This window comes from Hwanghaeella grinnelliae (assembly GCF_004005845.1).
Classification (GTDB): Bacteria; Pseudomonadota; Alphaproteobacteria; order UBA8366; family Aestuariispiraceae; genus Hwanghaeella; species Hwanghaeella grinnelliae.
The window spans coordinates 193,817-220,559 of the sequence record NZ_SADE01000002.1 but is presented as its reverse complement, the minus strand read 5'-3'; the positions used below and the strand labels follow the sequence as shown (position 1 = coordinate 220,559).

Here is a 26,743-nt window from a genome sequence, read left to right as displayed (position 1 = left end):
GGGATTGCTTGAGAGGGGGGGAAAGGTCATGGGCATCGATCCGTCGCAGGTTCGGGGCGTCTACCCGATCCTCTATGCCTTTTTCGACGAACAGGGAAAACTCGACCGCGACCTGATGCGGCGGCAGACCCTGGCTTGTGTGAAACACAATCCGCATGGGATAGCGGCCCTGGGCTTGGCGACGGAAGTCACCAAGCTATCGACCGCCGAACGCCGGCAAGTAATGGAATGGCTGGTCGAAGATGTGGCGGGTGCCTGCCCCATAGCGATCACCATCGCGGAGCCGACGGTCGAGGGGCAGGCGGATTTCGCCAAGGCGGCGGATGCCCTCGGTGTCGACTTCGTCATCCTGCAGCCGCCGCCGGTCGGTGGGTTGCCGGAAGCGGAATATGTTCGGTTCTTCGGCAGTGTCGCGGAAAAGGTCTCCATCCCTGTCGCCATTCAGAACGCTGCCGCCTATATCGGCGTGGGCCTGTCGATCGATGGGCTCAAGACGCTGAATCGGAACCATCCCAATGTCGCCCTGTTGAAGGGCGAAGGCCCTGCCATCGAAATCGCCGGTCTGGTCGATGCGACCGACGGTGTCTTCCGCGTATTGAATGGGCGCGGCGGATTGGAATTTCCCGACAACTTGCGCGGCGGCTGCGTCGGCATGATTCCGGCCCCTGACTGCTTCGACCGGCAGATCGACCTGTACACGGCATTCGAGGATGGGCGGGTCGAGGATATGGAAGCCATCTACCGGGAAATCCTGCCGGTCATCATCTTCTGTATGCAGTCCGTGCAGAACTTCTTGTGCTACGGAAAGCGGATTACCGCCTTGCGGATGGGGCTTTCCCTGGACCGGGTCCATGACCGCGCCCCGGCCCAGCAACCCACGCCGCACGGGCTGGAATGGCTGAAACGCTACGCGGGTGAATTGGGGGCTTTCTGACGATGGCGGGGTTTACGGTTCGTCCGGGATCGGCGGCGGACGCCGGCGCGATCCATAGGATCCACGCGCATGCGGTTGAAACCGGCACGGCCAGTTTCGCCCTGGAACCGCCTAGCATGGAGGAAATCACATCGCGAATAGAGCGGATCGTGGAGCAGAAGCTTCCGTTCCGCGTCGCCGACGACAATGGCGTGGTCGTCGGGTATGCCTTCGCGGATTGGTTCCGGCCTAGACCCGGCTATCGGTTCACGCTTGAGGATTCAATCTATGTCGACCCGTCCGCGCAAGGCCGTGGGCTTGGCCGGTCGCTGCTTTCCGCGGTGATCGAAGACGCCCGTGCCGGCGGGTTCAAACAGATCATCGCCGTGATCGGCGATATCGAGAATGCGGGCTCGATCGGCGTGCACAAAGCTTGTGGCTTCATGTATGCGGGCGTCTTGAAGAATGTCGGCTACAAGTTCGACCGCTGGCTCGACACGATCTATATGCAGCGGGAACTTTGAACGCCCCGCCGACGTCGATATCGTCCTTGGCGTCGAAGCTCGGGGTTTTTGCGGGAATGATCCCCTACATATCCGTTGTCTTTCCGTCGGCCCCAATCATTTTTTCGGTTGGTTAGGCGTCGGTAACTTTCCGGTTGGCGTCGTCGCGGGTCCATAGTTCCGGCAACAGGTTCAGGCCCAGGCCCGGGCCTTCCGGCGGTAGGAAAAAGCCGTTTGTTGGCCGCGGAACCGTATCCACCAATTCACCATACCAACCGTCATAGAAGGCCCGGACCGATTCCTGAACCAGCACGTTCGGCAGGGCCAAGGACATGTGGACGGAAGCGGCAAGCACCACCGGTCCCTGGCAATCATGCGGCGCGACCGGGCGTTGATAGGCTTCCGCGATGGCGGCGATCTTCTTGGTTTCGGTGATTCCGCCGCACCAGCCGACATCGGGCATGACGATATGGGCGCATTGCGCTTCCATCAGGCTGCGGAAGTCGCGGATCGTGCCCAGCGTCTCACTGGCGCAAATCGGCGCGGAGGTTCTTTCCGACAGGGTGCGAAGGTCGTCGAACCCATCCATGCGGATCGGATCTTCAATCCAATAAGGATCGAAGGGTTCCAACGCCTTCACGACCTTCAAGATACCTGGCAGTCGCCAAAGCGAATGCAGTTCGACATGAATGTCCATCTTGTCGCCGACGGCCTTGCGGATCTTTTCGAACGGGACGAGGGCGGCGTTCAGATCGGCTGAGGATATGTCATAGCCATTGTTCTTCACGGCGGCGGTATCGAAGGGCCAGATCTTCATGCCGGTGATGCCTTGTTCCAGCAGGCTGTGGGCCAGCTCGTCGGCATTGTTCAGGAAGGCGTCGAGGTCCTCGTAGGGACCCTCGCTCTTTTGCTCTAGCCCCCAATCATCGGTGCCCCAGGTCGGGCGGTTGCGGACATATTTGTAACCGGCACAGGTATTGTAGGTCCGCACCTTGTCCCGGCACAGCCCGCCCAATAGCTGGTATACCGGCTGGTTCACGACCTTTCCGAACAGATCCCACAGGGCGATGTCGATGGCTGACCGCCCGCGCTCTTCGGCACCCTGGCCGGAAAAACCGACATAGGTCAGAAGCTCCCGGTTCAGATGTTCGATCCGCATCGGGTCTTGCCCGATCAATTTCAATGCGGCGGTTTCATGGATGAAGGCTTCGACCGCTTTCGACCCGGAAAACGTCTCGCCAAGGCCCGTAATGCCTTCGTCCGTATGGATCAGGACCCAAAGAACGTTCGAGAATTCGTTCAGCCAAAGCGTCTCAATGGACGTAATCCGCATGTCGGCAATCTCCCACCCTGTATGACGGCCCTGCCGTCCGATGCGGTTCTTGTGACCGCACTTCCTGAATAGCCCGATTTTGAGTCTGTTCACCGTTGTCCCGCAAGGGAAAACCGGTTCTTGGAATCTGTCAGCTTTGCAATTATAGTCTACGCAATTGTAAGCTATGCAACAAAAATACCGCGAAATCTTGGCCCGTGCTCGAGTTTTGCCGCCGGCGGCGAGGCTGCGGGTTAAAGGGAATTGCACCGCATGGATCGTGAACGTTCAAAACCCGATTTCACCGACCGGTCCGATTTGGACCGGAACTTCGGATTTCTGCTGCACGATGTCGCGCGGTTGATGCGCGCCGAGTTCGACCGGCGCAGCCGGGCCTTGCAATTGACCCGCTCGCAATGGTGGGTGCTGAACTTCGTCTATGCCTATGAAGGCGCGACCCAGACGGAGCTTGCGGATCAGTGCGAAGTGGAACGCGCGACGATGGGCCGCTTGCTCGACAAGCTGGAGGAAAAGGGCTGGGTTCGGCGGGAATCGGATTCCCAGGACAGGCGCATCCGCCGGGTCTATCTGACGGGTGAGGTTTTGGACCTGATGGTCACCCTGCGTGGAATTGGCGCGAGCGTGCGCGAAAGCGCCATGGCCGGGATCGATCGCGCGGAACAGGACCGGTTCGTGGACACGCTTTTGAAGATCAAAGGCAATATGTTGGCGCTTGGCCGTGATGAGCCGATCGCCATGGCCGGCGACGACTAGGGGGCGAAAAGATGAGCGACCAAGCAGCCCAGCGTGAAATGCCGACCGGCCCCAACCGCCCGCACCCGCAGCAGGATGCCCGTCCGGCGATCGCGCCGGCGGCCCCAGCGCCCGAAGCGACGGCGACTGCACACGCGGAACCCGCCAACGAGGGCGGGGCCCAGGCGAAGGATACGAAGCCCGCGGAAACCCGTGCACCTGAAGCTCCGTCGCAAGGTGGGACGGGCGAAACCACAGCACCGAAGAAACCCATCCGCCGCTTCATGCGGCGCACGACCCGCGCCCTGCTGCTGTTGGCGGTGCCGATCTGTGTCGTGCTGGCCGGTGCCTATTGGTACATGACCTCGGGACAATATATTTCGACCGAGAACGCTTATGTGAAGTCGGAGATCATCACGATCAGCCCGTCGATCGATGGGCGCGTCGTGGATGTCCTTGTATCCGACAACGAACATGTGAAACGTGGCGATGTCCTGTTCCGATTGAACGCCCGGCCGCATCAGATTGCCGTCGACCAGGCGGAAGCCAAACTGGATGGCGCGCGCCAGGAAATAGCCCGCCGCCGGGCTGAATTCAGGCAGGTCCAGGCGGAAATCGAAGAAGCGAATGAGCGTGTCGCCTATTTCAACTCCGAATTCGAACGCCAACAGGCCTTGGCCAGCCGGGGGGTGGCGACCCGCGTCAGTCTGGACGACGCGCAATTCGAATTGATGACCGCGAAGCAGGCCGTGAACACCTTGCGCCAGAAAAGCCAGACGGTCTTGGCCAGTCTGGGCGGAGACCCGCTGAAGGCCGTGGAACTTCACCCGCTTTATATGGAGGCGGAAGCAGAACTTCACCAAGCCCAACTGAAGCTGGAATTCACGGAAATCTCGGCCCCTCATGACGGCATCGTCAGTCAGATGCGTCTTCAGTCAGGCGAATGGGTGGAGGAAGGTGACCCGGTCTTCGGCATCATTTCGACGGAAGGGATTTGGGTCGAGGCGAACCTGAAGGAAACGAAATTGACCCATATGCGGGAAGGTCAGCCTGTGGAAGTCGAAATCGATGCCTTCCCGGGTGTTGTCTGGCCTGCGACGATTGGCAGCATCAGTCCGGCGACCGGCGCGGAATTTGCCGTCCTGCCGCCTCAGAATGCGTCGGGGAACTGGGTAAAGGTGGTTCAGCGCCTGCCGGTTCGAATCGAAATACTGGAATTCGGCGACCGGCCGGCTCTGCGGGCCGGCATGACCGCGACGATCACCGTCGACACCGAGCAGGACAAGAGCTTCGACACGGTCTGGGCGCAGTACGTGGAGAAATTCAACGGCTGGAAGGACTCTTTGCTGGCCTCCAACGCATTGGCGAACTAACCACACGGGGCGCACCCGCCCTAAAACGGCCCCCGACGGGTCACGCCCAGCGGTGGCCGGCTTCGGTCAACAGTGCCTGGGCTTTCTCCAGACTTTCCGACCGGACCAGCAGATAGTCCCGGTGGAAGGTTGAGACGACGAAAACGCCCAATTCGGCTTCGGAAATCGGGCGAACGACCGACAGGACGATCCCCGGTTGGTCGAACGCGAAGGCCCCGGTCAGTTTCAAGGCGCGCCAGCCCTTATCCGTTTCAACCCCGTCGGGCACTCTGTCGGCCGGTGTGACGATGGAAATCTCGTCGTTGCAGAAACTGACATTCACGAAACCGCCTTCCGGTTCTTTTTCCGTAACCCAGTTCGGCACGGCGCTGTCCGGCGGCAGGAAGCTGACCGCATAGAATCCTTCCAGAAGCCGTAAGTCCACGGTGGCGCCCATCTGCCGCGCCTATCCCAGAACGTCCAGGACCGGTGCAAGGTCTTCCGGCGTATCCACGGTCAACGGGATCGTGTCGATCAAAACCGCGTCTATCCGCATGCCGGCCTCCAGGGCCCGCATCTGTTCCAGCTTTTCGCGCTTTTCCAGCACGCCGGGCGGCAAGGCGACGAATCGCTCCAAAGCGCTGCGTCGATAGGTATAGATGCCGAAATGATAGTATAGCGGCCCATCGCCCCATGGCGCGGTCGCGCGGGTGAAGGCCAGGGCCCGCGCTTGACGGGCGCCGTCGGGGAAGCCGGCAATGGCTTTGACCACATTGGGATTATCCCGGTCTTCCGGGTCGGTGATGATGGCGACCGATGTGCCGATATCCACCTGTGGGTCGGCCAAGGGATCGGTCACGGCACGCAGGATGCCGGGTTCCATCGCGGGCAGGTCGCCCTGCATGTTAACGATCACGTCGTGTTTGCCGTCCGGGTCGATTTTGCAGGCGGCCTCCCAGATTCGATCGGACCCGGACGGATGATCCGGATCGGTCAGCACGGCTTTGCCGCCCGCTTGTTCCACAGCATCGACGATTTCCCGGTCCCCGGCAGCCACCCAGACCGGGCCGAGATCGGCTTCCTGCGCCCGTTCGACGCAGTGAACGATCATGGGTTTGCCGTGAATATCCGCCAAAGGCTTGTTGGGAAAGCGCGAGGCGGCGAGGCGGGCGGGGATGAGAACAATAGGGTTCATGGAGGGTTCGGGTTCCACTTTGGTTGTATACGCGGGGGCTGCTGGTGCCGCGGCGCCTGGGAGATGCCGGGGCTACCCGGTTTCCGAAGGCTAGACTGTTGATTTCGCGCGGTTGATTCGCGCGTGACGACACGATATACCCCAAAGACACCGGGGAAAAGATACGGGTGGGGCAAGGCTCGCTTGCGCGGGCGGATCCCGGCCAGGATGTCCCGGATTCAATCACCTGTGGCATGCTATGAGGGCATGAGCCACACGGAGCGTTTGGGGATTACGCTATGCATGACGAAGATCCGCTTATGATCAACAAGGTCGCCGCCGCCGTTTTGACGGCTGGGCTGATCGCCATGACCGCGGGATTCATTTCCAGTTTCGTTTATCATCCGAGCACTCCTGTAGAGAATGCTTTCGTGATCGAGGTTCAGGAAGGCGCCGGCGGCGCCGCGCCGGTTGAAGAGACCGGGCCGGAACCGATTGTGCCGCTTTTGGCCTCCGCCGATATCGCGAAGGGTGAAAAGCTGACCAAGAAATGCGCCTCCTGCCACAAGTTCGAAAAAGGCGGAGCGAACGGCGTGGGTCCGGGACTTTACGGCGTGGTCGGTAACGCCAAGGCCAGCCATGACGGTTACACCAAATATTCCGACGGCATGAAGGAAAAGGGTGGCGAATGGACCTACGAGGACCTGAATCACTTCCTCTACAAGCCGAAGGATTTCATTTCCGGTACGGCCATGTCGTTTAACGGTCTGAAAAAGACCCAGGATCGCGCCGATCTGATCGCCTATCTGCGGACGTTGAGCGATAATCCGGTTCCGCTGCCGTAAGGCGTCGGACTGGACTGAATTTGGAAGGGCGGCCATGGGGCCGCCCTTTTCGTGACGGGGAAGGCCTATGCCCGACGAAACGGTTGCTGAAGAATTTATCGGCTTCGCGAACGAATTGGCCGATGCCGCCCGGGACGTCGTTGCCCGGTATTTCCGCACACCCTTCGACGTGATCGCCAAACAGGATGAAAGCCCCGTGACGATCGCGGATAGGGAAGCGGAATCCGTCATCCGCGCCTTGATCGAGGACCGCTACCCGGACCACGGTATTTATGGCGAGGAACACGGTCAGGTCCGCCTTGATGCCCGCTATGTCTGGGTCCTGGATCCAATCGACGGCACCCGCGCCTTTATTGCCGGCATGCCTGTTTTCGGCACGCTGATCGCCTTGGCGGATCGGGGCGTGCCGGTCCTGGGCGTATTGGATCAGCCGATTCTGAAGGAACGATGGCTCGGCGCACTGGGCCATGGCACGACGTTCAACGGGAATCCGGTCGGGACGCGCGATTGCGGTGGATTGGACCGGGCGAGGCTTTATACGACCGCCCCTGACCTGTTCAATACCGAGGCCCGGCGGGATGCTTTCTATCAGCTATACGGCCAAGTGGACCTGCCGCGCTATGGTGGGGATTGTTATTCCACCGGCCTGATTGCCAGCGGTTGCGTGGATCTGCACGTGGAATGCGGATTGAAACCCTACGATTATATGGCCTTGGCGCCGATCATCCGGGCCGCGGGCGGGGTGGCGACCACTTGGTCGGGCGACCCGCTGACGCTGACCTCGGGCGACACCTTCCTGGGCGCTGCGGCTGAAAGCGTGCATGCGCCGGCCGTCGCGATTTTGGGGGCGGCGGGCTGACGAACCCACAAGGACCATCCAGACATGGTTGGGCCGCAAGCGGGGGTTGGGAATGAGGCATTTTTATGGCAAGGCTTGATTGCCGGTGCCGTCGATCTTCATTAGTGACAAGATAAGGTACATGGGGCCGAATCGGCTGCGGGGACGAACCGGCAGCCGACAAAGCCCCGGCCAAAAGGAGCGGGTTCATTAACGATCGGATGACTGTAGTCATGACGGGTCTTACAGGTGCTGCAGGCTGGCGCCATGTTATTGGCGCCGTGGTTGTCGTTGTAGGAATGGTCGGTATGGCGGGCGGGGCGGCCGCGTCGGGAACGAACGGCCCGTCCCATGGTTTCGCTTTGAATCATGCGCTGAAATACCCCGCCGATTTCAAACATCTCGACTACGCCAATCCGGATGCGCCGAAGGGCGGCCTCGTGATCCAGGAAGGGGCAGGGACCTTCGATTCCCTCAACCCTTTCATCATCAAGGGCAACGCCGCGTTTCAAACGGCCGCCATCTACGACACGCTGATGAAACAGGTCGGTGACGAGGATAGCGCCGTTTACGGTCTTGTCGCCGAAACCATCGAGGTGCCGGCGGACGAATCCTGGGTCGAATTCAAACTGCGCCCAGAGGCGCGCTTCCACGACGGCCAGCCGATCACGGCGGAGGACGTCGCCTGGACCTTCAACACGCTGCGTGAAAAAGGCAGTCCCAGTTATCAGTACTACTACGCCGCTGTGGAGAAAGTGGAGACGCCTGACGACCGCACGGTGCGTTTCATACTCTATCCCGGTGAGAACAAGGAAATGCCCCTCATTCTCTCCGAACTGATGGTCTTGCCGAAGCACTATTACGCGGACCGCGCCTTCGACCAGACGACGCTGGACCCGCCTTTGGGATCGGGCCCGTATCGGATATCCAAGGTCGATCCGGGACGGTCGCTGACCCTGGAAAGGGTCGAGGATTATTGGGGACGGGATCTGCCCGTGAACCGCGGTTTCGATAATTTCCAGACCATACGCTATGACTTTTACCGCGACCGCACCATCTCGCGGGAAGCCTTCAAGGCGGGCGCCATCGATATTTGGCGGGAAAACAGCGCCAAGGAATGGGCCACGGCTTTCGACATTCCCGCGGTCAAATCGGGCGATATCGTGAAGAAGGATTTCCCCAATGAGCGTGTCGCGCCGATGCAGGGCTTCGCCTTCAATCTGCGCAAGCCGCTGTTCCAGGATATCCGGGTGCGCGAGGCGCTGACCTATGCCTGGGATTTCGAATGGGTGAACAAAACCATCATGTACGGGGCCTATAAGCGCACCGACAGTTATTTCGACAATCATGAACTGGGGTCGACCGGCCTGCCTTCCGAGGCGGAATTGGAAATCCTCGATCCCTATCGCGGCCAGATACCCGACCGTGTCTTCACCGAAGAATTCGTTCCGCCGAAGACGGATGGCAGCGGCAATAATCGCGACAACCTGAAAAAGGCGGCGATGCTGCTGAAGGACGCGGGCTGGAGCATCAAGAACAGGGTTCTGACCAATAACGATACCGGCGAGGTTTTCGCTTTCGAGATCTTGCTGCGGTCTCCCCAGCTTGAACCGCACAGCCAAGCCCTGGTGCGCAGCCTTGAACGGCTCGGCATCAAGGCGACGATCCGGGTCGTCGATGACGCGCAATACAGGCGCCTGACAGAAACCTTCGATTTCGACATGATGGTCACCGTGTTTGGACAGTCGGTCTCGCCCGGCAACGAACAGCGTGAATATTGGGGATCGGCATCGGCCGCGCGGGAAGGCAGTCGGAACCTGATGGGCATAACCGACCCGGCGATCGACGAATTGGTCGAATTGCTGATCGCGGCGCCGGATCGGGAAAGCCTTATCACCCGGACCCGCGCGCTGGACAGGGTGTTGCTCTGGAATTTCTTCATGATCCCGATGTTTCACGGCGAAGCCGATCGGCTTGCCTATTGGAACCGTTTCGGCTTGCCGGATATCATCCCAAAACGGGGCGTGACGTCCGACACTTGGTGGATCGACCCTGAAAAGGATGCCGCCTTGACCCGCGGCAAGGGCAACTGATCGCCCATCCCGATCTGGCATAACGAACGGCGGAAGAACCGTGCTGGCCTATATCATCCGACGGCTGCTGTTGATCATCCCGACACTCTTCGGGGTCATGCTGCTGAGCTTCCTGATCATCCAGGCTGCCCCCGGCGGACCGGTGGAACGCATTCTGGCGCAGATCGAAGGCACGGCGGTTGGCGCCTTGTCACGGGTCACCGAAGGGGCGGGCGGCGATTTCGCGGCCGGGTCGGGTCAATCCGGCGGGCAGGGGGAGCAGTCGCGCTATCGCGGCGCCCGGGGGTTGGACCCGGAATTCATCGCCAAGCTGGAAAAGCAATTCGGGTTCGACAAACCGTTGCACGAACGGTTCCTGATAATGATGGGCAATTATCTGACCTTCGATTTCGGGGAAAGTTATTTCCAGGACCGCCGTGTCGTCGATCTCGTCCTCGACAAAATGCCGGTTTCCATCTCGCTCGGCCTGTGGACGACCTTTCTAACCTATCTGATCTGTATCCCGCTCGGTATTGCCAAGGCGGTGCGCGACGGCACGCGGTTCGACATGTGGACCAGCACGGCGATCATCATCGGCTATGCGGTGCCTTCTTTCCTTTTCGCCGTGCTGCTCATCGTGGTCTTTGCGGGTGGACGGTATCTGGACTGGTTCCCGCTACGCGGTCTGGTGTCGGAAAACTGGGACCAGATGTCGACCGGGGAGCAGATCCTTGATTATCTCTGGCACATGGTCTTACCGGTAACCTCGCTGGTCATTTCCGCCTTCGCGACCCTCACCATGCTGACCAAGAACAGCTTCCTAGAGGAAATCCGGAAACACTATGTCATCACGGCCCGCGCCAAGGGACTGACCAAGAACGCGGTGCTTTACGGCCATGTCTTCCGGAACGCGATGCTGATCGTTATCGCCGGGTTCCCCTCCGCCTTTATCGGAATCCTCTTCACCGGCGCCTTGCTGACCGAGGTGATCTTCTCTCTGGACGGGCTCGGCCTGCTCGGTTTTCAGGCAGCGATCGACCGCGATTACCCGGTGATGTTCGCGACCTTGTATTTCTTCACGCTGATCGGGTTGGTCCTGAACCTGGTCAACGATATCACCTACACGGTCATCGATCCCCGGATCGATTTCGAGGCGCGATAGATGACCCTGGCGGAACCGAAAAAGACCCGTCCGTTCAGGCTATCGCCGGTAACCCAACGGCGGCTCGGCGCGTTTCGCGCGAACCGGCGTGGCTGGTGGTCCTTCTGGATCTTCATGACCCTGTTCGTCTTGTCCCTGTTCGCGGAGTTCATTGCCAACGACAAGCCGATCCTGGTTTCCTTCGACGGCAGCTATTACGTCCCGGTCCTTCAATCGGTGCCGGAGACGGAATATGGCGGCTTCTTCGAAACGGAAGCCGAATACAAGGACCCTGAAGTCCAATCCCTGATTAATGAAAAGGGTTGGATGATCTGGCCGCTGGTCAAATACAGCTACAACAGCGCGGTATTGGACCTGACCGAACCGGCCCCAACGCCGCCCGACTCGAAGCATTGGCTGGGAACGGACGATCAGGCGCGGGACGTCGTCGCGCGGACAATCTATGGGTTTCGCATCTCCGTCCTTTTCGGCCTGGCCTTCGTCGCCGTCAGCAGTGCGATTGGGATCACGGCGGGGCTCAGCCAGGGCTTCTTCGGCGGGATGTACGATCTGCTGGGCCAGCGATTCATCGAGATTTGGACCAGCCTGCCGACGCTTTATCTGTTGATCATCCTGGCCAGCATCGTGACGCCCACATTTTGGTGGCTGTTGGCGATCATGGTCGCCTTCGGCTGGACGGCGCTGGTCGGCCTGGTGCGGGCGGAAACGTTGCGTGCCCGGAACCTGGACTTCGTGAAGGCGTCCCGCGCGCTCGGCGTTTCCAACATCGTGATCATGGTGCGCCATATCCTGCCCAATGCGATGGTGGCGACGCTGACCTATCTTCCCTTCGTCTTGAGCGGTGCGGTCGTATCGCTGGCGTCCCTGGACTTCCTTGGTTTCGGATTGCCGCCCGGTTCGCCCTCATTGGGTGAGTTGCTCAAACAGGGGAAGGAAAATCTGCAGGCCCCCTGGCTCGGCATAACTGCCTTCGTCACGGTCGGTGTTATGTTGACCTTGCTGGTGTTTATTGGCGAGGCTGTGCGGGACGCCTTCGATCCCAGAAAAGTGCACGATTGAAAGTTCATGAATGATGGTGCGTAAGTGAGATGACCGAATGACCGACGCCTCAACAAGCGGCCCCTTGCTTTCGATTGCCGATCTTTCGGTGAGTTTCCGTGGATCCGACGGGGATGTGGAAGCGGTACGCAACGTCTCCTTCGATCTGGACAAGGGGGAGACGCTGGCGCTGGTTGGTGAATCCGGGTCCGGCAAATCAGTCACGGCCTTGTCGATCCTGCAATTGCTGCCTTATCCCGCCGCCTATCACCCATCCGGCTCCATCACCTTCGGCGGGGCCGAATTGATGGCGGCGACGGAGCCCGACCTGCGGAAGGTGCGCGGCAACCGTATTTCCATGATTTTTCAGGAACCGATGACCTCTCTCAATCCGCTGCACACGGTAGAGAAGCAAATTCGCGAACCGCTGCTCATCCATAAGGGATTGTCGATCACCGAGGCGCGCCCGCGCGTTCTGGAATTGATGGACCTCGTCGGCATTCGCGATCCGGAGAAACGCCTGAACTCTTTCCCACACGAATTGTCGGGCGGCCAGCGCCAGCGCGTGATGATCGCCATGGCGCTGGCCAACGACCCGGAACTGCTGATCGCGGACGAACCGACGACGGCGCTCGACGTCACGATCCAAGCGCAAATCCTGAAGCTGCTGCAGGATATTCAGCAAAAGATGGGCATGGCGATGCTGTTCATCACCCATGACCTGGGCATCGTTCGCCGTGTCGCTGACCGCGTCTGCGTGATGAATGACGGACGAATTGTCGAGCAAGGCGCCACCGGCGATGTCTTCGACAATCCGCAGCACGGGTATACCAAGCGGCTATTGGCGGCCCAGCCCAAGGGCCGGAAGGACCCGGTTCCGGAAACGGCGCCGATCGTCATGTCCGGTGAGCAGGTGAAGGTTTGGTTCCCCATCAAGTCCGGCGTGTTCCGGCGCAATGTGGACTATATCAAGGCCGTTGACGGAATCGACGTGACGATCCGCGAGGGGCAGACGCTGGGCGTTGTCGGCGAATCCGGGTCGGGCAAAACGACACTGGGCATGGCCTTGCTTCGGCTGCAGCAATCCGAAGGGGCGATTGCCTTTGAGGGGCAGGATTTGCGCGGCCTGTCCAACAAGCAGCTTCGCCCCTTGCGGCGGGAAATGCAGGTCGTGTTCCAGGACCCTTATGGCAGCCTCAGCCCCCGCATGTCGGTTGGTGAGATCGTCGAGGAAGGCCTGAAGGTGCATGACTTGGGCGATGATGCGGAAGGGCGCGAAAAGCTGGTGATCGATGCCCTGCGCGATGTGAACCTGGATCCTGAATCGCGCCACCGCTATCCGCACGAATTCTCAGGCGGACAGCGACAGCGTATCGCCATCGCCCGGGCGCTGGTCCTGAAACCGCGTTTCATTGTCTTGGATGAGCCGACATCCGCCCTGGATATGTCGGTTCAGGCGCAAATCGTGGATCTGCTGAAAGACCTGCAGGAACGCTACAAGCTGGCCTATATGTTCATCAGTCACGATTTGAAAGTCGTGCGCGCCATGGCCGATACGGTGCTGGTGATGCGCGACGGCAGGGTCGTCGAACACGGTTTGGCGGAGAATATCTTCGATAATCCGAACACACCCTATACCAAGGCGCTGATGGCGGCCGCCTTCCGGATGGAAGCGGTCGAATCGGGCGTCGTCGCCATGTAGGGGAGGCGCAGGCTAGTCCGCTTTCGCCGCTTCGATGATCAACTCGGCGAATTCCGTCAGATAAACCGACCCCTTGACCGTCCGTTGGATCAGGACGGACCGCCGGTCTTCCTCATCCGGCTTGCGCCGCACCAATCCCAGCTCCGACAGCCTGTCCAGCGCCCGGGTTACGGCGGGTTTGGAAACGTTCAGGGAATCCGCCAGGCCGCGGACCGTATGCGGGGAAGGTTGCAGATAGACCGTCGTCAGCACCGCCATTTGCCGGGCGGAAAGGTCGGGCGAATCGCGCCGGACACTTTCGACTATGGCGCCGCGCCAGATTTCCAAGGCTTGATTGGGCGTCAATTCCATCACTATCGCTGGCGGTTGATGCGAAGACCCTCTTTATGCTCACAAAATTGGTGCAAGGGTCGGCAAAATTGTTTCGTATCCGTTCCGAATATCCCGACTATCCATTGACTCGCCATCAATGACAAGGGGCACGGCCGGGAATTGCCGGTCGCTGACCTTTGATTCGGGCCGCCCTATGAGAACCGTTGTTTGATCGCCTCGAACATCGCGCGGACGCCCATCGCCTCACCCCCTTCCGGCCGGCCCGGACGGGTGGCGGTGTTCCAGGCCATGATGTCGAAATGAATCCAGGGCGTCTTGCTGCCCGCGAATTCCTGCAGGAAGAGTGCGGCGGTCGTCGCCCCGGCATAGCCGCCGCTGCCGGTGCTGCTGATATCGGCGATCTTGCTGTCCAGCATCTTGCGATAGGATGGGTGCAAGGGCAGACGCCAGACCGGATCGTCCTCGCCCTTTGCAGCGGTTTCCAATTCGCCGGCCAAGGTGTCGTCGGCGCAGAAATAGGCGGCGATCTCCGTGCCCACCGCGACGCGCGCAGCCCCGGTCAGGGTTGCGAAATCGACCATCAGGTCCGGCTCGTCTTCCAGGGCGGCGGTAATGGCGTCGGCAAGGACAAGCCGGCCTTCCGCGTCGGTATTGCCGACTTCGACCGTGATGCCCTTCCGGGTGGAAAGCACATCCCAGGGGCGGAAAGCATCGCCGGAAACGCTGTTCTCCACAGCCGGGATCAAGACCCGCAGGCGCACCGGCAGGTCCGCCGCCATGATCATATGCGCAAGCCCCAGCACATGGGCCGCGCCGCCCATATCCTTTTTCATCATCAGCATGCCGCCCGATGTCTTCAGGTCCAGCCCGCCGGAATCGAAACACACGCCCTTGCCGATCAGCGTGACCTTGGGATGTTTGGTCTTGCCCCAGCTCATGTCGATCAGGCGCGGCGCGCGGCTTGAGGCCCTGCCGACAGCATGCACCATCGGGAAATTTTCGGACAAAAGGTCGTCACCGACGGTGATGTCGATCTTGCACTTGAATTGCCGGGCCAGTTTCCGCGCTTCATGCGCCAATTCGCCGGGTCCCATGTCCGAGGCCGGCGTGTTGATCAGATCGCGCACCAGATAGAGCGCCTTCGCGGTTTCCTCGACACGTTTCTTAATGGCGGGGGTGGGCAGAACCAATTTTGAAACCGGGCCACCCTTCTTGGCATAGCGGGCGAAACGATAGCTGCCCAAGGCCCAGCCCAGGCCGGCCGCTTCCGCATGGTCGGTCTTCATGCCCTTCGGCAGATCATAACGTCCCTCCGGAAGGCGTGCGGCGGCCGCCCCCCAGCTCCACTTGTCCGGCATGTCCTTGGCAACACCAATCAGTGCCTCACCCGGCTTTCCCGCCTCACCGGGCAACAGCAGAACGGAACCGGGCGATGCCTTGAACCCATTGGCGTCGATCCAATGCTGCTCAGCGGCCGACCTTTTTTCCACCCAATCCTTGAAACCGTCCTCGGAAACGGCGGTCAGGGTGACAGTCGATTTATTGGCTTTCGAAGCGAAGCAATCCATTGCGGGTTCTCTGGGCTTTTACGTTGATGGACAGATGTAGAAGTAAAACGTGATCGGTCGGACCGGCTGTTTCTAAGCTCGACAAACTCTATGGACAGGAAGGTTCGGGCAGGCCTTGCAACAAGGTCAAGGTTCCTTCAGTTACCGCCAGGCCGATATCCAGCGAAATCCGTGTCGTTATCCCATTGGCATAGACATGCGCGGTATTCGTCACCAGGGGGTGTGAATCCGTATCGTTCAGGCCGTAGAACGAGGTGACGACCTGCCATCCCGGTCCTGCGATCAGGTCCGCATCCCCTTCCGGCGGTGTTTCCATGGGTTTGGCGGGTCCTACGACAACGTCGGTTCCCCGAATCGGTTCGGGCGTCGAGCCGTCGAACAGGATGTAGCTGACGATTTTCTCGCCCGCCATGATCTTGCCGACCGTCTCGTGAAAGGCGGAAACGGAAAAGATCGTATCCTTGGGCAGGGGAAGGGTTTTAGGGCCGGGTTCGGTCACATTGACGACCCCACCGCCATCGGCGTTCAACCGGGCGTTCCCCTTTAGGGATTCAATCAGCTCGTTGTTCATCCGAAGCGTGGACTCGAAGTTCATCGAACGGCCGTCCAAAGATTCTTCCGCCGCGCCGATGGACTGAATTTCGAGGATCTGGCCGTTGGCGACCTCAAGCCCCAAAGTGAGCTGTGTCAGCAAAACCCAGCCTGTGCAGCGCTTCTGAAGCCGCACGATAAACTCGCCCGGAAGGGACGCGTTGGCGCCCGGCATGCGGATTTCCGTTGTTTCCAGCCGATAATGCGCCTGGTGCGGCTGCAGCGCGATATCCGCGGCGTTGGTTTTCTGCGTCAAGGCGGCATGGGCCAAGAGCGCAACTCCAACGACGCCGAGGAAGCGCACGACCGGCAGCAAGCGGATTTTCATCATCGGTCCTTTTCGCGAAAAATCGATGCTTCAACCTTGTCGGTGAAAGCCTTCGAATGCAACAGTCAGGGCAGCGCACAGAACGGTGACGGGACGGCACCTGCCGACCGTTGCCGATCGTGATGCTGCTTCGGATGATATGTTGGTATTTTGGTAGGGCGGTCGTTTGTAATGGGGCGCCCCGTGTCGAAAGGAATTGTAATGGGTGAGCAGAGCCGGGTGCGTTTGGCGGTAGATATCGGCGGGACCTTCACGGATATTGTCCTGGAGGCGCCGTCGGGGCATTGGACCCAGAAAGTCCTGACCACGCCCTCAAATCCGGCAGATGGGTTCATGACCGGCGCCAATGCGGTCCTGGAGCGGGCGGGGATTGCGCCCAGCCAGGTGGATTTGATCATTCACGGAACGACGCTGGCCACCAATGCGTTGATCGAACGGAAAGGCGCGAAAACCGCCCTGATCGTGACGGAAGGGCATCGTGATTCCCTTGAAATCGCCTACGAAAACCGTTTCGACCAATATGATCTCTATGCCGAACGCCCGGCGCCCTTGGCGACGCGCGACATGCGTTGGCCGGTTGTCGAACGGCTCGACTGGCGCGGCAATGTGCTGACGCCGCTGGACGAGGCAAGTGTCGAGGCGTGGTTGCCGAGGATCGAGGCGGAAGGGATCGAAAGCCTTTCCATCGGCCTGCTTCACGCCTACGCGAACCCGGCGCATGAGGAACGCGTCGCGGAAATCATCGCCAAGGCCTATCCGGACCTTCCCTTGTCGCTTTCCGCCCAGGTTTGCCCGGAGGTCCGCGAATTCGACCGCCAGTCTACCACCGTGGCAAATGCCTATGTGAAGCCGCTGATGGGGCGCTATCTGGCCGACCTCGACAAAAGGCTGGCCGAACGCGGATTCACCTGCCCGTTCCTGATGATGACCAGCGGGGGCAGCTTGGTGACCGCCAAGACCGCGGCTGACTTCCCGATCCGCCTGGTGGAATCCGGGCCTGCGGGCGGTGCGATCCTTGCCGCTGCGATCGCGAAAGCCTTGGGCGAGGATAGCGTTCTGTCCTTCGATATGGGCGGCACCACCGCGAAGATCTGCCTGATCGACGATGGGGAGCCATTGTTGTCCCGCAGTTTCGAGGTCGACCGAACCCACCGTTTCATGAAGGGCAGCGGTTTGCCGGTGAAAATTCCCGTGGTCGAAATGGTGGAAATCGGCGCTGGCGGCGGATCCATCGCCTCCGTCGATGCCCTGGGCCGGATTCAGGTCGGTCCGGAAAGCGCGGGGGCGGATCCCGGCCCTGCCTGCTATGGCCGGGATGGAAACAAACCGACGGTCACAGACGCAAACCTGCTGCTGGGCCGGATCGATCCGAAGGATTTTGCCGGCGGCAGCATGCAGTTGGATGTCGAGGCGGCCAAAGGCGCCATGAAGCGGGATTTGGGCGACGCTTTGTCCATGGACGCGTCCGGCGCCGCATTGGGGCTGATCGAAATCGTGGATGAGAATATGGCTTCGGCCGCCAGGGTGCATGCGGTTGAGCGCGGCAAGGAAATCGCGGACCGCACGATGATCGCCTTTGGCGGTGCGGCCCCATTGCATGCCGCCCGTGTGGCGGAGAAACTTGGCATCGACAAGGTCGTCATTCCGGGCAATGCGGGGGTGGGCTCCGCTTTCGGATTCCTGCTGGCCCCGGTCGCGTACGAAGTGGTGCGCAGCCGCTATATGCGCCTTTCCGACTTCGATCTGTCTGGCGCAAACGAACTGATGGACGAAATGTACGCGGAAGCTGAGGTCGTCGTACGTCTCGGCGCACCCGATGCCGATTTGGTGACGCAGCGGCACGCTTTCATGCGGTATGTGGGGCAAGGACACGAAATCAAGGTTTCCCTGCCGGATCGGCCGTTTGAGGCATCTGATGCGGATGCGTTGCATGCTGCTTTCGAAAAGGCGTACAGCGAACAATACGGGCGCGTGGTTCCAGGCCTGGAGGTTGAGATTTTGACCTGGACCCTAACCCTTTCCGCCCCCTCTGAAACGCAGTTGTCTCTTTCTGCAAATAGCGAATCGGCGGAGGTTTCAACCGGTGACGCGTACGGTGTACGTGATCTGCTTCAGCCGGGACGAGGGGACAAGCCTGCGGAAGCGGGTTTGTATCGGCGCGTGGATTTGTCCGCCGGGGCCGAATTGTCCGGTCCGGCCGCCTTGGTGGAAGAGCAGACGACGACGATTGTTCCATCCGGCTTTTCAGCCGTAATAAACCCGATGGGCGATATTGTCCTGACCCGGGACGCGGATGCAGGGGCGGCCGCCAGTGATTTGGCCGAGGATATCCGCCGTCAGGTCGTTTGGGACCGGATGATCTCTGTCGTGGAGGAACAGGCCCAGGCCCTGATCCGCACCGCCTTTTCCACCTCCGTCCGCGAGGCCGGGGACCTGTCGGCCGGTATTTTCGACACGGATGGCCGCATGCTGGCCCAGGCCGTTACCGGCACGCCGGGCCATGTGAACGCCATGGCCGCTTCCGTCGACTTCTTCCTCGAAAAATACCCGATTGAGACAATGGCCGAAGGGGACGTCTATTTGACCAATGACCCCTGGATGGGTACCGGTCATCTTTTCGACTTCACGGTCGTGACCCCGGCTTTCCGCAAGGGCAAGGCGGTGGCGCTCTTCGCGTCCACGGTCCATGTCGTCGATATCGGCGGCCGGGGCTTTGGGCCGGATGCCGGGCAGGTCTTCGAAGAAGGCCTGTGCATCCCGATCATGAAGTTCTTCGACAAGGGGACGGTCAGCGAACCCTTGATGGATATCGTCCGCGCCAATGTGCGCGAACCGGTCCAGGTGGTCGGCGACCTTTATTCACTTGCCACCTGTAACGAGATCGGGTGCCGCCGGCTTGATGAGATGATGGCGGATTTCGACCTCGACGACCTCACCGAAATCGCGGACCACGTGATCGATACGTCCCGTGCGGCGATGTTGGACGCGATCCGGGAATTGCCGTCAGGCGTGTATGAAAACAGCATGACCGTCGACGGTTATGATCATCCGCTGACCCTGACGGCGAAACTGTCCACCGAGGCGGATGGGCTGAAGGTCGATTTCGACGGCACGTCGGCGATGTCCGCCTATGGCATCAACGTGCCGCTCACCTATACCCAGGCCTATGCCTCCTTCGGGGTGCGCTGCGTTGTCGGACCGAAAGTTCCGAACAATGCAGGGTCGTTGGGAACGATCCATGTTACCGCGCCGGAAGGCTGTATCCTCAACGCGCCGCGCCCGGCGGCGGTGAATATCCGCCATGTGACGGGTCAAATGCTGCCGGATGTGGTGTTAGGGTGTCTGGATAAGGCGAAACCGGGCTGCGCGCCGGCGGAAGGTTCATCCTCGTTGTGGAACCCGATGTTGTCCGGCGGGCACGGCATCGTCGGCGATGCGGATTATGGCGACGCTACGCCCTTCACCGCGATGATCTTCCATTCGGGCGGCACCGGCGCGCGCCCGGGCCGCGACGGATTGTCGGCTACCGCTTTCCCATCGGGCGTGCGCTGCACCCCGGTGGAAATCACCGAAACCATCGCCCCCGTGATATTCCGTCGCAAGGAATACCGCGCCGGATCGGGCGGGGAAGGGAAGTACCGCGGCGGGCTGGGCCAGGCGATGGAGATCGAGCATGCGGAAAGCGCGCCTTTCGCCATTTTCGCCTTGTTCGATCGGATCCAGAATCCGCCGCGCGGGCGGGCTGGTGGTGAGATCGGCTCATCGGGGCAGCTCTCCCTGCGGTCGGGCGAGCGCTTGCGCGGCATGGGGAAACAGATCGTGCCCGCGGGCGATGCCCTGATCATGTTGACGCCGGGCGGTGGCGGGTACGGCCCGCCGGAGGAACGCGATCCCGGTGCACGGGCGACAGACGATCGGTTCGACTTGACCCCGCAGCGTCCGGCCGCGGCGGCTGAGTGAGTGAGCAAAACCGGGTCGGCCGACGGGGCTTTGCTCCGTTGGCCTTCTCGTCCGAAAGTCGGTGTTGGCCGGTGTTCCTGTTCACCGTTAAGATATTACTCTTGCTTGAATCGCCGGTTTCTCTAACCGGCGATGTCTGAAAGGTAGATTGTATGCATTCAGCCTGATCGGTCCCGATTGGGTTAAAACCCCCGCCGCATCGTAGATAGAAAAAGAAGATTGGCGGGAACAGGGAAGGAAATACGTTGGATACTTCCGTACCCAACGGCGCGCCGGATTCCGCCGCGCCGCCGCCGAGCAACCAGAATGCCGCGGGCCCGATACATGATCTGGTCGGGAATGTCTGCGCCGGCCTGATCGGTCATGAAGGTATGGTCGAGCGTTTGGCGATCGGTTTGTTGACCGGCGGTCATCTGCTGATCGAAGGTCCGCCCGGCTTGGCAAAGACGCGGGCGGTTAAGCGGCTCGCCTCCGGCCTGGAGGGTAGTTTCGCGCGTATCCAATGCACACCCGATCTGATGCCGGCCGATGTCACCGGCACCCAAGTCTTTCGACCCGACACGGGCGTTTTCGAATTTGTTAAGGGTCCGATTTTCCACGCGCTGGTGCTGGTGGACGAAATCAACCGCGCCCCGCCCAAGGTTCAATCGGCCCTGCTGGAAGCGATGGCCGAAGGGCAGGTCACGGCCGGTGGCGTTACTCAGGCCCTGCCGCCCTGTTTCATGGTGGTGGCGACGCAGAACTCCATTGAACATGAAGGAACCTTTCCCCTTCCCGAAGCGCAGCTCGACAGGTTTCTGATGCATGTGATGCTGACCCTGCCGGATGCGGTGACGGAAATGTCGATCCTGAATTTGGTTGAGAGTGAGGCGGCGCAGCCGGCGGTGATCTCATCGTTGACGAATTCGGATGCGATCCTGGCGGCCCGGAAAGAAGTTGAGACGGTTCACCTCTCCGCCGCGTTGAAGGATTTCATCGTCCGATTGGTGATGGCGACGCGCGACGGTTCGCCTGTTCCCGAAGTGAGCGAGGCAATCGAACACGCGGTTTCACCGCGCGGAACGCTGTCGCTGGCGGCTTCCGTGCGCGCCCGCGCCTATTTACATGGCCGCGACTATGGCGTGCCCGAAGACGTTCAGGTCCTGGCGCCTGACGTTCTGGCGCACCGGATCATTCCGACCTGGCGCGCGACGGCGAATGGCGACACGGCGCGCAGCCTCGTTGCGCGGCTGCTCAATGATGTGAAACCGCTTTAGGAGCGACGGCAATGGACTGGCATGGCCATCCCGGCGCGTCGGTCGATGCGGATCGGCTGATCCGTCTCCGCGCGTTGGCGCAATCCTCCTTGCCCCATCTCGCCGAGACCGGTCGTCCGGGCAGTCATGCCGGAAAAAAGCGCGGCAGTGGATTGGATATCCGCGATATCCGTCCCTATGCGGATGGCGACGATATCCGGCATATGGATGCGATGGCCACGGCCCGGACCGGTAAGCCGCATGTGCGCACCTTCCATGAAGACCAGGACCGCACGGCCATGCTGGTCGTTGATTTCCGCCACACCATGTTGTGGGGAACCAGAAACCGTCTACGGTCGGTTCTGGCAGCTGAATTGGCGGCCTTGGCCGGATGGCGCAGCTTATATGCCGGCGGACGCGTAGGGCTGTTGGCTTTTTCCGATCGTGAATCCATGTTCCAGCCGCCGCGGGAAAGGGATACGGCGATGGTACGCATCGCCGGGTCGCTCGCCCAAGCGCATCGTCAGGCTTTGGAAGGGTTGGCGTCCGGCGACCGGGTTCCAAGTGCGGGCCTGGATAGTCATATCGACCGTGTCGCGCGACTTGTTCCGCGCGGGGCGACCGTGGTTCTGACGACGGGCTTCGACGATGGGGACGATGTTGTCGAACAGGCTATTCGGCCCCTGTTGCGGCTGGCGAGTGTAGAGATCTTCCTGATCAGGGACGCATTCGAGCGGGATCCGCCGCAAAGAAATCTACCGTACTTTTCGGAAGATGGTGCGCTGAAATGGGGTGCCTTTACAAAGGGTGCGGCATCGGCGGAGAGGCGTGTCCAAGCCCTGCGCGATGCCGGGGCAACGGTCAGGGTCGTCGACGCCGATACGGTGTTGGAAGAAACGGTGGGGGCGATTTATGCAGACGCCGTCTGACATCGTCAGCAAATTGCATCCGCCGCGCCTGCCCGCGGGATTCGCCGACCTGACCTGGCAGGACGGTTGCGCCGCCTTCGGCGTTGGTCTGGCGCTCGGCATCGTTCTGTATCTGCTGCTACGGCCGTTCCTGGCCCGCCGTTTAACCAAACGCGAGCAGGTCGCGCAAAACCTCGACTCGTTCCGCGCATTGCCCGCGTCTGACAGGCTTGTCCGGCAGGTGCGGCTCTGGTCGGAATTGCGCCGGTCGGCCGCCGAGGAACAGGATACCGAACCCGCCTGGCGCCAGGATCTGTATCGCCCGGACGCAGATATCGACCTTGAAGCCCTGGATGCGGAAATTCTGCGCTTGGCCGCAGAGCGGGGAGGCTAGCATGTGGAGCCTCGCCGACCCTCTCGCCCTGATGTTGCTGCCCCTGCCTTTCCTGGCGCGGTTCCTGTTGCCCCCGCGCCGTCGAGAGAGCGGCGCGTTCTTCGTACCCTCGGCCATTGCCGGCGCGATGGCGGAAATCGGCAGCATCGGTTACGCCACACATGTACGCCGGGCGCTGCCCTCGCTGTTGTGGCTCATGCTCGTCGTGGCGCTTGCCGGGCCGCGCATGCTGGGGACCAGCGACGCCATACCGTCTTCCGGCCGGGATATCGTCCTGGCGCTCGATCTATCCGGCAGTATGGAGAAGGAGGATTTCAATCTCGACGGCCAGGACCTCACCCGCTTGCAAGCGGTTCAGAAGGTTGGCGCGCATTTCGTCCGACGCCGGGTCGGCGACCGGATCGGTCTGGTGATCTTCGGGGATCGTGCTTATTTCGGCTCGCCGCTGACCTTCGACACGGTAGCGGTCGCCCGCGCGATCCAAGAGGCGGTCATCGGTATATCCGGTCGCTCGACCGCGATCAGCGATGGGTTGGGTCTGGCGGTGAAACGGTTGTCGAAATCGGATGCGCCCAGCCGGGTCGTCATTCTGTTGTCCGACGGGGTCGACACCAAGGGCACGGTCTCGGCCATCGACGTGGCCGGACTTGCCAAGGAACATGGGATCCGCGTCCACACCATTGCGCTTGGCCCCGTCGATTTGGAGACGGCGCCGAAAACACGGGACGCGGTCGATACTAAAACCCTGCGTGAGGTCGCCGAGGAAAGCGGCGGCCAAAGTTTCCGCGTCAAGAATATGAGCGATCTGACCGCGGTGGCGGACGCCTTGGATGCATTGGAACCAAGCCCGACCCTGCAGCCGCCGCTGGAAGTGCATCACGAATATTGGATGCTGCCGGCAGCCTTGGCGCTTCTGCTGGCTGTCTTCATCGCCTTCATGCATCGGACAACGGAATGAGCGGAACCTACGAACTGTTCCAGGACTTCTGGTTGCTCCGTGCCTATTGGCTGGTGGGCCTGCCGTTCCTGATTCTTCTTTTCTTTTGGCTGCGTCACAAGCGCGGTGGTCTTGCCGGTTGGAATGCGGTGATCGACACGGCGCTGATGCCGGTTTTGGTTAAGCTAGGCCATGTTGCCTATCCGCAATCGCGCTGGGGCCATCTGGCACCGCTTGCGGCCGCCGTTGTGCTTTGCGTCGCATTGAGTGGGCCGGCACGGCAGAACGACGATGCGCCGTCCTTTCAAAACCTCGACGGCATCATGCTGCTTATGGATATGTCGCCATCGGTCACGAAGGGCGGCAGTTTGGATGACGCCCAAGCGGCGGCGGCCTATCTGCTGCAGCGGGTCGGCGCGCGCCCGGTGGGGCTTATCCTCTATACCGGCGACCCCTTCCTGGTCAGCGCGATGACCATCGATACAGCTACGCTGGAAGGACCGATCGCGGTCCTGGATGCTGAGCTGATGCCCAGTGTCGGCAGCCGGCCGGAACGTGCGCTCGGCATGGCCAGGGGCCTATTCCAGGAAGCAGGGATTCTATCCGGCGATATCGTGCTGATCACGGATGGCGGCGGCATGAACACGGCGGCGTTGCAGGAAACTCTCGACATTGTCGAAGCGGGAGGCCGTGTATCGACCATCTTCATTCCGCCTGACGCACAAATCGCCGAAGCCAATCCCGAGATGCCGCCGCCTGACGAGAAGGCGCTAAACCAATTGGCGGATGCCGGTGGCGGACTGGCCATCGGTATGAAGGAACTGTCGGACCTGTCAGATCTGTTGAAGGACTCGCGCACCGAATATCTGGCGAAGTCCGAACTGGCGCCGCTGCTGTTCGACGATTTGGGCCGGTATCTGGTGATACTCGCCATGATCCCGGCCCTTGTTCTGTTCCGAAGGGGTCGATGATGCGGCGTTTGATCCTGCCTTTTCTGATCGCTCTTTGTGCCGCCTGCCTGTGGGCTGCGGGCCCGCATTCCCTTGGCAAGATCGCCCTGTTGTTGGGTCAGCCCTCGGTGGCGGCCGAGCTGCTGGAGGAACCGGGCGCCAAGGGCGTCGCGCTGTATCGTGCGGGACGCTATGCGGAGGCCGACGCCGCCTTCGAGGAGGCAGGCCGATCGGTGACCTATAACCGCGGGCTGTCCTTGGCGGCCACTGGCAAATACAAGCTTTCGGTCGCCTATTTCAACGCGGTTCTTTTCGCCCGGCCTGAGGACAAGCAGGCGGAGGAGAACCGCGATGCGGTCGGTGCCTTGCTGGTACCCATCATCGGCGATGGGCGCGGGACCGGGCGGATCGCCGCGCTGGCGGCTAGACGCAAGCAACATCCGGAAGATGCCGTGCTGCCGGGCCTGGCCAACCAATACAAAGTACGCCGCAAGACCCGAGCGCGCAGCACCATTGCCAGCGAAGAATGGCTTGAGACCTTATCAGACGAACCGGGTGAATATCTGAAGAAGCGGTTGGAAGCGGAATACGATCGGCGTAAGGGGCTTGGGCAGATCATTCGCGAATGGGGGCAGGGATGGTGACCCGAAACGCGATGCTCATTGCGCGGTTTCTGTCATTCCTTTGCGTCCTGACTCTGGCCGTCGGTGTGCTGCTGCCGGCCTCTGCCCAGGCGCAAACGCAAGAAGGAACGGCTGAACTATTCATCGAATTGGACGATCCGGACGTGAAACCCGTTGTCGGTGAGATGATCCTGATGACGATTCGCGGTGTGTACGATGTCGTCATTACACTGGAAAAAATGGAACTACCGCGCGTCGAAGGATTCGATTGGGTCCAAATCGAAAATGACGAATGGAGCCGGGAGCAGGTCGACGGCAAGGAAAAGAGCGTATTCCGCCGGCGGATCGCGCTGTTTGCAAAAAAGGCCGGAGACCTGAAAGTTGGTCCATTCGTACATCGACTGACCGTGCAACCGCGGTCCGGCGGGCGCATCAAGATGAATATTGAAGCGGCGCCGATTACCTTATCAATCGCGCCCTATCCCGGCGGACCGGATGCCTGGCCTTTCTCGGCAAAGCTTCTTGAATACAGCGACGAGTGGAGCGCCGACCCCTCGACCCTTGGGGATGGGGACACGGTGGTCCGCACCGTGACGCTATCCGCCCTGGGCGTCGTGCCGGAACTTATTCCGCCGCAACCGCCGATGCGCGCCTATTGGCTGATAACCTTTTCCCCGCCCGAGGTAAGGGAAATGATCCTCACCGAAAAGGGCCCGATTACGAAAGTGACATGGTCATGGGAAATGCGGCCGATCACGGGGGAACCCGGCGTGATCCGCGATTACACGATCCCATGGCTCAATACGGAAACCAGGGAAATGGAGATGATGGAGCTGGAAGCCGCTCCATTCGGGTATGCGAGTTTTGCGGAAAATAAGAATGCGCTGGCCTTGACTGCCGGTGACGGGCGTCCGGTGCTGGGCGTGATCGCGCTGGCCGGTCTGGCGGTGTCGGGCGTGTTCTTGTTCGGAACATTACGTGCGGGACCGGCGCTGCGCTGGGGTGCCGTCCGGCGTGTTGCCCTGCACGCCCTGGCGAAAGCGGCGATGATGGTTGCCGCCTTTCGGAAGGACCCCGCCGCACTGCGCCGGGCGACCGGTTTCTTCCTCGATACTGCCGCGAACCCACCCGATGCGGAACAGGTCGGTGCTCTTCAAAGGCTGGATTTTATGATCTACAGCCGTTCCGGCGTCGATGACGAATTCGATTATTTTCACCATGTCCGGTGTTTTTGGGCGCCGCTCGGCTGATC

24 protein-coding genes are annotated in these 26,743 nt (G+C 60.8%); 18 read left to right on the top strand and 6 right to left on the bottom strand.

Translation table 11 applies throughout. The features are described from left to right. Positions 1 to 28: 28 nt before the first annotated feature. Complete coding sequence (locus EOI86_RS11720; protein ID WP_127765393.1) at positions 29 to 934, top strand: dihydrodipicolinate synthase family protein; 906 nt, start codon at positions 29 to 31, stop codon at positions 932 to 934. A gap of 2 nt (positions 935 to 936) precedes the next feature. After that, positions 937 to 1,437, top strand: a complete 501-nt coding sequence (locus EOI86_RS11715) for a GNAT family N-acetyltransferase (protein WP_127765392.1) — start codon at positions 937 to 939, stop codon at positions 1,435 to 1,437. 112 nt (positions 1,438 to 1,549) lie between these two features. Here the strand turns inward: EOI86_RS11715 and EOI86_RS11710 are convergent, their stop codons facing one another. Then, entirely contained in the window at positions 1,550 to 2,749 is a 1,200-nt protein-coding gene (locus tag EOI86_RS11710; protein WP_127765391.1) for a mandelate racemase/muconate lactonizing enzyme family protein, read from the bottom strand. A 252-nt stretch (positions 2,750 to 3,001) separates the two neighbouring features. On the opposite strand from EOI86_RS11710, the gene EOI86_RS11705 reads away from it, so the two are divergent. Both EOI86_RS11705 and EOI86_RS11700 read left to right on the top strand, forming a co-directional pair. Then, on the top strand, positions 3,002 to 3,502 hold the full coding sequence (locus EOI86_RS11705; RefSeq protein WP_127765390.1) for a MarR family winged helix-turn-helix transcriptional regulator: 501 nt from the start codon (positions 3,002 to 3,004) through the stop codon (positions 3,500 to 3,502). 11 nt (positions 3,503 to 3,513) lie between these two features. Then, positions 3,514 to 4,854, top strand: a complete 1,341-nt coding sequence (locus EOI86_RS11700; RefSeq protein WP_127765389.1) for an HlyD family secretion protein — start codon at positions 3,514 to 3,516, stop codon at positions 4,852 to 4,854. A gap of 40 nt (positions 4,855 to 4,894) precedes the next feature. Here EOI86_RS11700 and EOI86_RS11695 read toward each other — a convergent pair whose 3' ends face one another. After that, entirely contained in the window at positions 4,895 to 5,290 is a 396-nt protein-coding gene (locus EOI86_RS11695) for an ACT domain-containing protein (RefSeq protein ID WP_127765388.1), read from the bottom strand. Positions 5,291 to 5,299: 9 nt separating this feature from the next. Next, a complete protein-coding gene (locus EOI86_RS11690) occupies positions 5,300 to 6,028 on the bottom strand; it encodes a 3-deoxy-manno-octulosonate cytidylyltransferase (RefSeq protein ID WP_127765387.1) in 729 nt (242 codons plus the stop codon). Positions 6,029 to 6,306: 278 nt separating this feature from the next. On the opposite strand from EOI86_RS11690, the gene EOI86_RS11685 reads away from it, so the two are divergent. From EOI86_RS11685 to EOI86_RS11660, 6 genes are all read left to right on the top strand, one after another. Further along, positions 6,307 to 6,852 (top strand): c-type cytochrome, encoded by a 546-nt coding sequence (locus EOI86_RS11685; RefSeq protein WP_240035644.1) that lies wholly within the window; start codon positions 6,307 to 6,309, stop codon positions 6,850 to 6,852. Positions 6,853 to 6,919: 67 nt separating this feature from the next. After that, positions 6,920 to 7,711, top strand: coding sequence for a histidinol-phosphatase (hisN, locus tag EOI86_RS11680; protein WP_127765386.1), 792 nt, complete (start codon positions 6,920 to 6,922; stop codon positions 7,709 to 7,711). Between the two features lie 212 nt (positions 7,712 to 7,923). Further along, positions 7,924 to 9,783 (top strand): extracellular solute-binding protein, encoded by a 1,860-nt coding sequence (locus EOI86_RS11675; RefSeq protein ID WP_240035643.1) that lies wholly within the window; start codon positions 7,924 to 7,926, stop codon positions 9,781 to 9,783. 40 nt (positions 9,784 to 9,823) lie between these two features. After that, a complete protein-coding gene (locus EOI86_RS11670; RefSeq protein ID WP_127765385.1) occupies positions 9,824 to 10,924 on the top strand; it encodes a microcin C ABC transporter permease YejB in 1,101 nt (366 codons plus the stop codon). After that, positions 10,925 to 11,983 (top strand): ABC transporter permease, encoded by a 1,059-nt coding sequence (locus tag EOI86_RS11665; protein ID WP_127765384.1) that lies wholly within the window; start codon positions 10,925 to 10,927, stop codon positions 11,981 to 11,983. Between the two features lie 37 nt (positions 11,984 to 12,020). After that, positions 12,021 to 13,664, top strand: coding sequence for an ABC transporter ATP-binding protein (locus EOI86_RS11660; RefSeq protein ID WP_127765383.1), 1,644 nt, complete (start codon positions 12,021 to 12,023; stop codon positions 13,662 to 13,664). Between the two features lie 12 nt (positions 13,665 to 13,676). Here the strand turns inward: EOI86_RS11660 and EOI86_RS11655 are convergent, their stop codons facing one another. The 3 genes from EOI86_RS11655 to EOI86_RS11645 all read right to left on the bottom strand — a co-directional run bounded on the left by EOI86_RS11655 (position 13,677) and on the right by EOI86_RS11645 (position 16,487). Beyond that, positions 13,677 to 14,015 (bottom strand): MarR family transcriptional regulator, encoded by a 339-nt coding sequence (locus EOI86_RS11655; RefSeq protein ID WP_420810087.1) that lies wholly within the window; start codon positions 14,013 to 14,015, stop codon positions 13,677 to 13,679. Positions 14,016 to 14,188: 173 nt separating this feature from the next. After that, positions 14,189 to 15,565, bottom strand: coding sequence for a leucyl aminopeptidase family protein (locus tag EOI86_RS11650; RefSeq protein ID WP_127765381.1), 1,377 nt, complete (start codon positions 15,563 to 15,565; stop codon positions 14,189 to 14,191). Between the two features lie 88 nt (positions 15,566 to 15,653). Next, complete coding sequence (locus EOI86_RS11645; protein ID WP_127765380.1) at positions 15,654 to 16,487, bottom strand: EipB family protein; 834 nt, start codon at positions 16,485 to 16,487, stop codon at positions 15,654 to 15,656. A 198-nt stretch (positions 16,488 to 16,685) separates the two neighbouring features. On the opposite strand from EOI86_RS11645, the gene EOI86_RS24925 reads away from it, so the two are divergent. From EOI86_RS24925 to EOI86_RS11605, 8 genes are all read left to right on the top strand, one after another. After that, a complete protein-coding gene (locus EOI86_RS24925; protein WP_161973803.1) occupies positions 16,686 to 20,444 on the top strand; it encodes a hydantoinase B/oxoprolinase family protein in 3,759 nt (1,252 codons plus the stop codon). A gap of 245 nt (positions 20,445 to 20,689) precedes the next feature. Next, positions 20,690 to 21,700, top strand: a complete 1,011-nt coding sequence (locus EOI86_RS11635) for an AAA family ATPase (protein WP_240035642.1) — start codon at positions 20,690 to 20,692, stop codon at positions 21,698 to 21,700. A gap of 11 nt (positions 21,701 to 21,711) precedes the next feature. Next, a complete protein-coding gene (locus EOI86_RS11630; RefSeq protein WP_127765378.1) occupies positions 21,712 to 22,608 on the top strand; it encodes a DUF58 domain-containing protein in 897 nt (298 codons plus the stop codon). After that, positions 22,592 to 22,981: a hypothetical protein gene (locus tag EOI86_RS11625; protein WP_127765377.1), complete on the top strand. Its 390-nt coding sequence runs from the start codon at positions 22,592 to 22,594 to the stop codon at positions 22,979 to 22,981. The genes EOI86_RS11630 and EOI86_RS11625 overlap by 17 nt, the downstream gene beginning before the upstream one ends. A gap of 1 nt (position 22,982) precedes the next feature. Next, positions 22,983 to 23,939: a VWA domain-containing protein gene (locus EOI86_RS11620; RefSeq protein ID WP_127765376.1), complete on the top strand. Its 957-nt coding sequence runs from the start codon at positions 22,983 to 22,985 to the stop codon at positions 23,937 to 23,939. Further along, a complete protein-coding gene (locus EOI86_RS11615; protein WP_127765375.1) occupies positions 23,936 to 24,889 on the top strand; it encodes a VWA domain-containing protein in 954 nt (317 codons plus the stop codon). The genes EOI86_RS11620 and EOI86_RS11615 overlap by 4 nt, the downstream gene beginning before the upstream one ends. Next, on the top strand, positions 24,886 to 25,512 hold the full coding sequence (locus EOI86_RS11610; protein ID WP_205032181.1) for a hypothetical protein: 627 nt from the start codon (positions 24,886 to 24,888) through the stop codon (positions 25,510 to 25,512). Before EOI86_RS11615 ends, EOI86_RS11610 begins: the two co-directional genes overlap by 4 nt. After that, positions 25,506 to 26,741 (top strand): BatD family protein, encoded by a 1,236-nt coding sequence (locus EOI86_RS11605; protein ID WP_161973802.1) that lies wholly within the window; start codon positions 25,506 to 25,508, stop codon positions 26,739 to 26,741. Before EOI86_RS11610 ends, EOI86_RS11605 begins: the two co-directional genes overlap by 7 nt. Positions 26,742 to 26,743 lie beyond the last annotated feature (2 nt).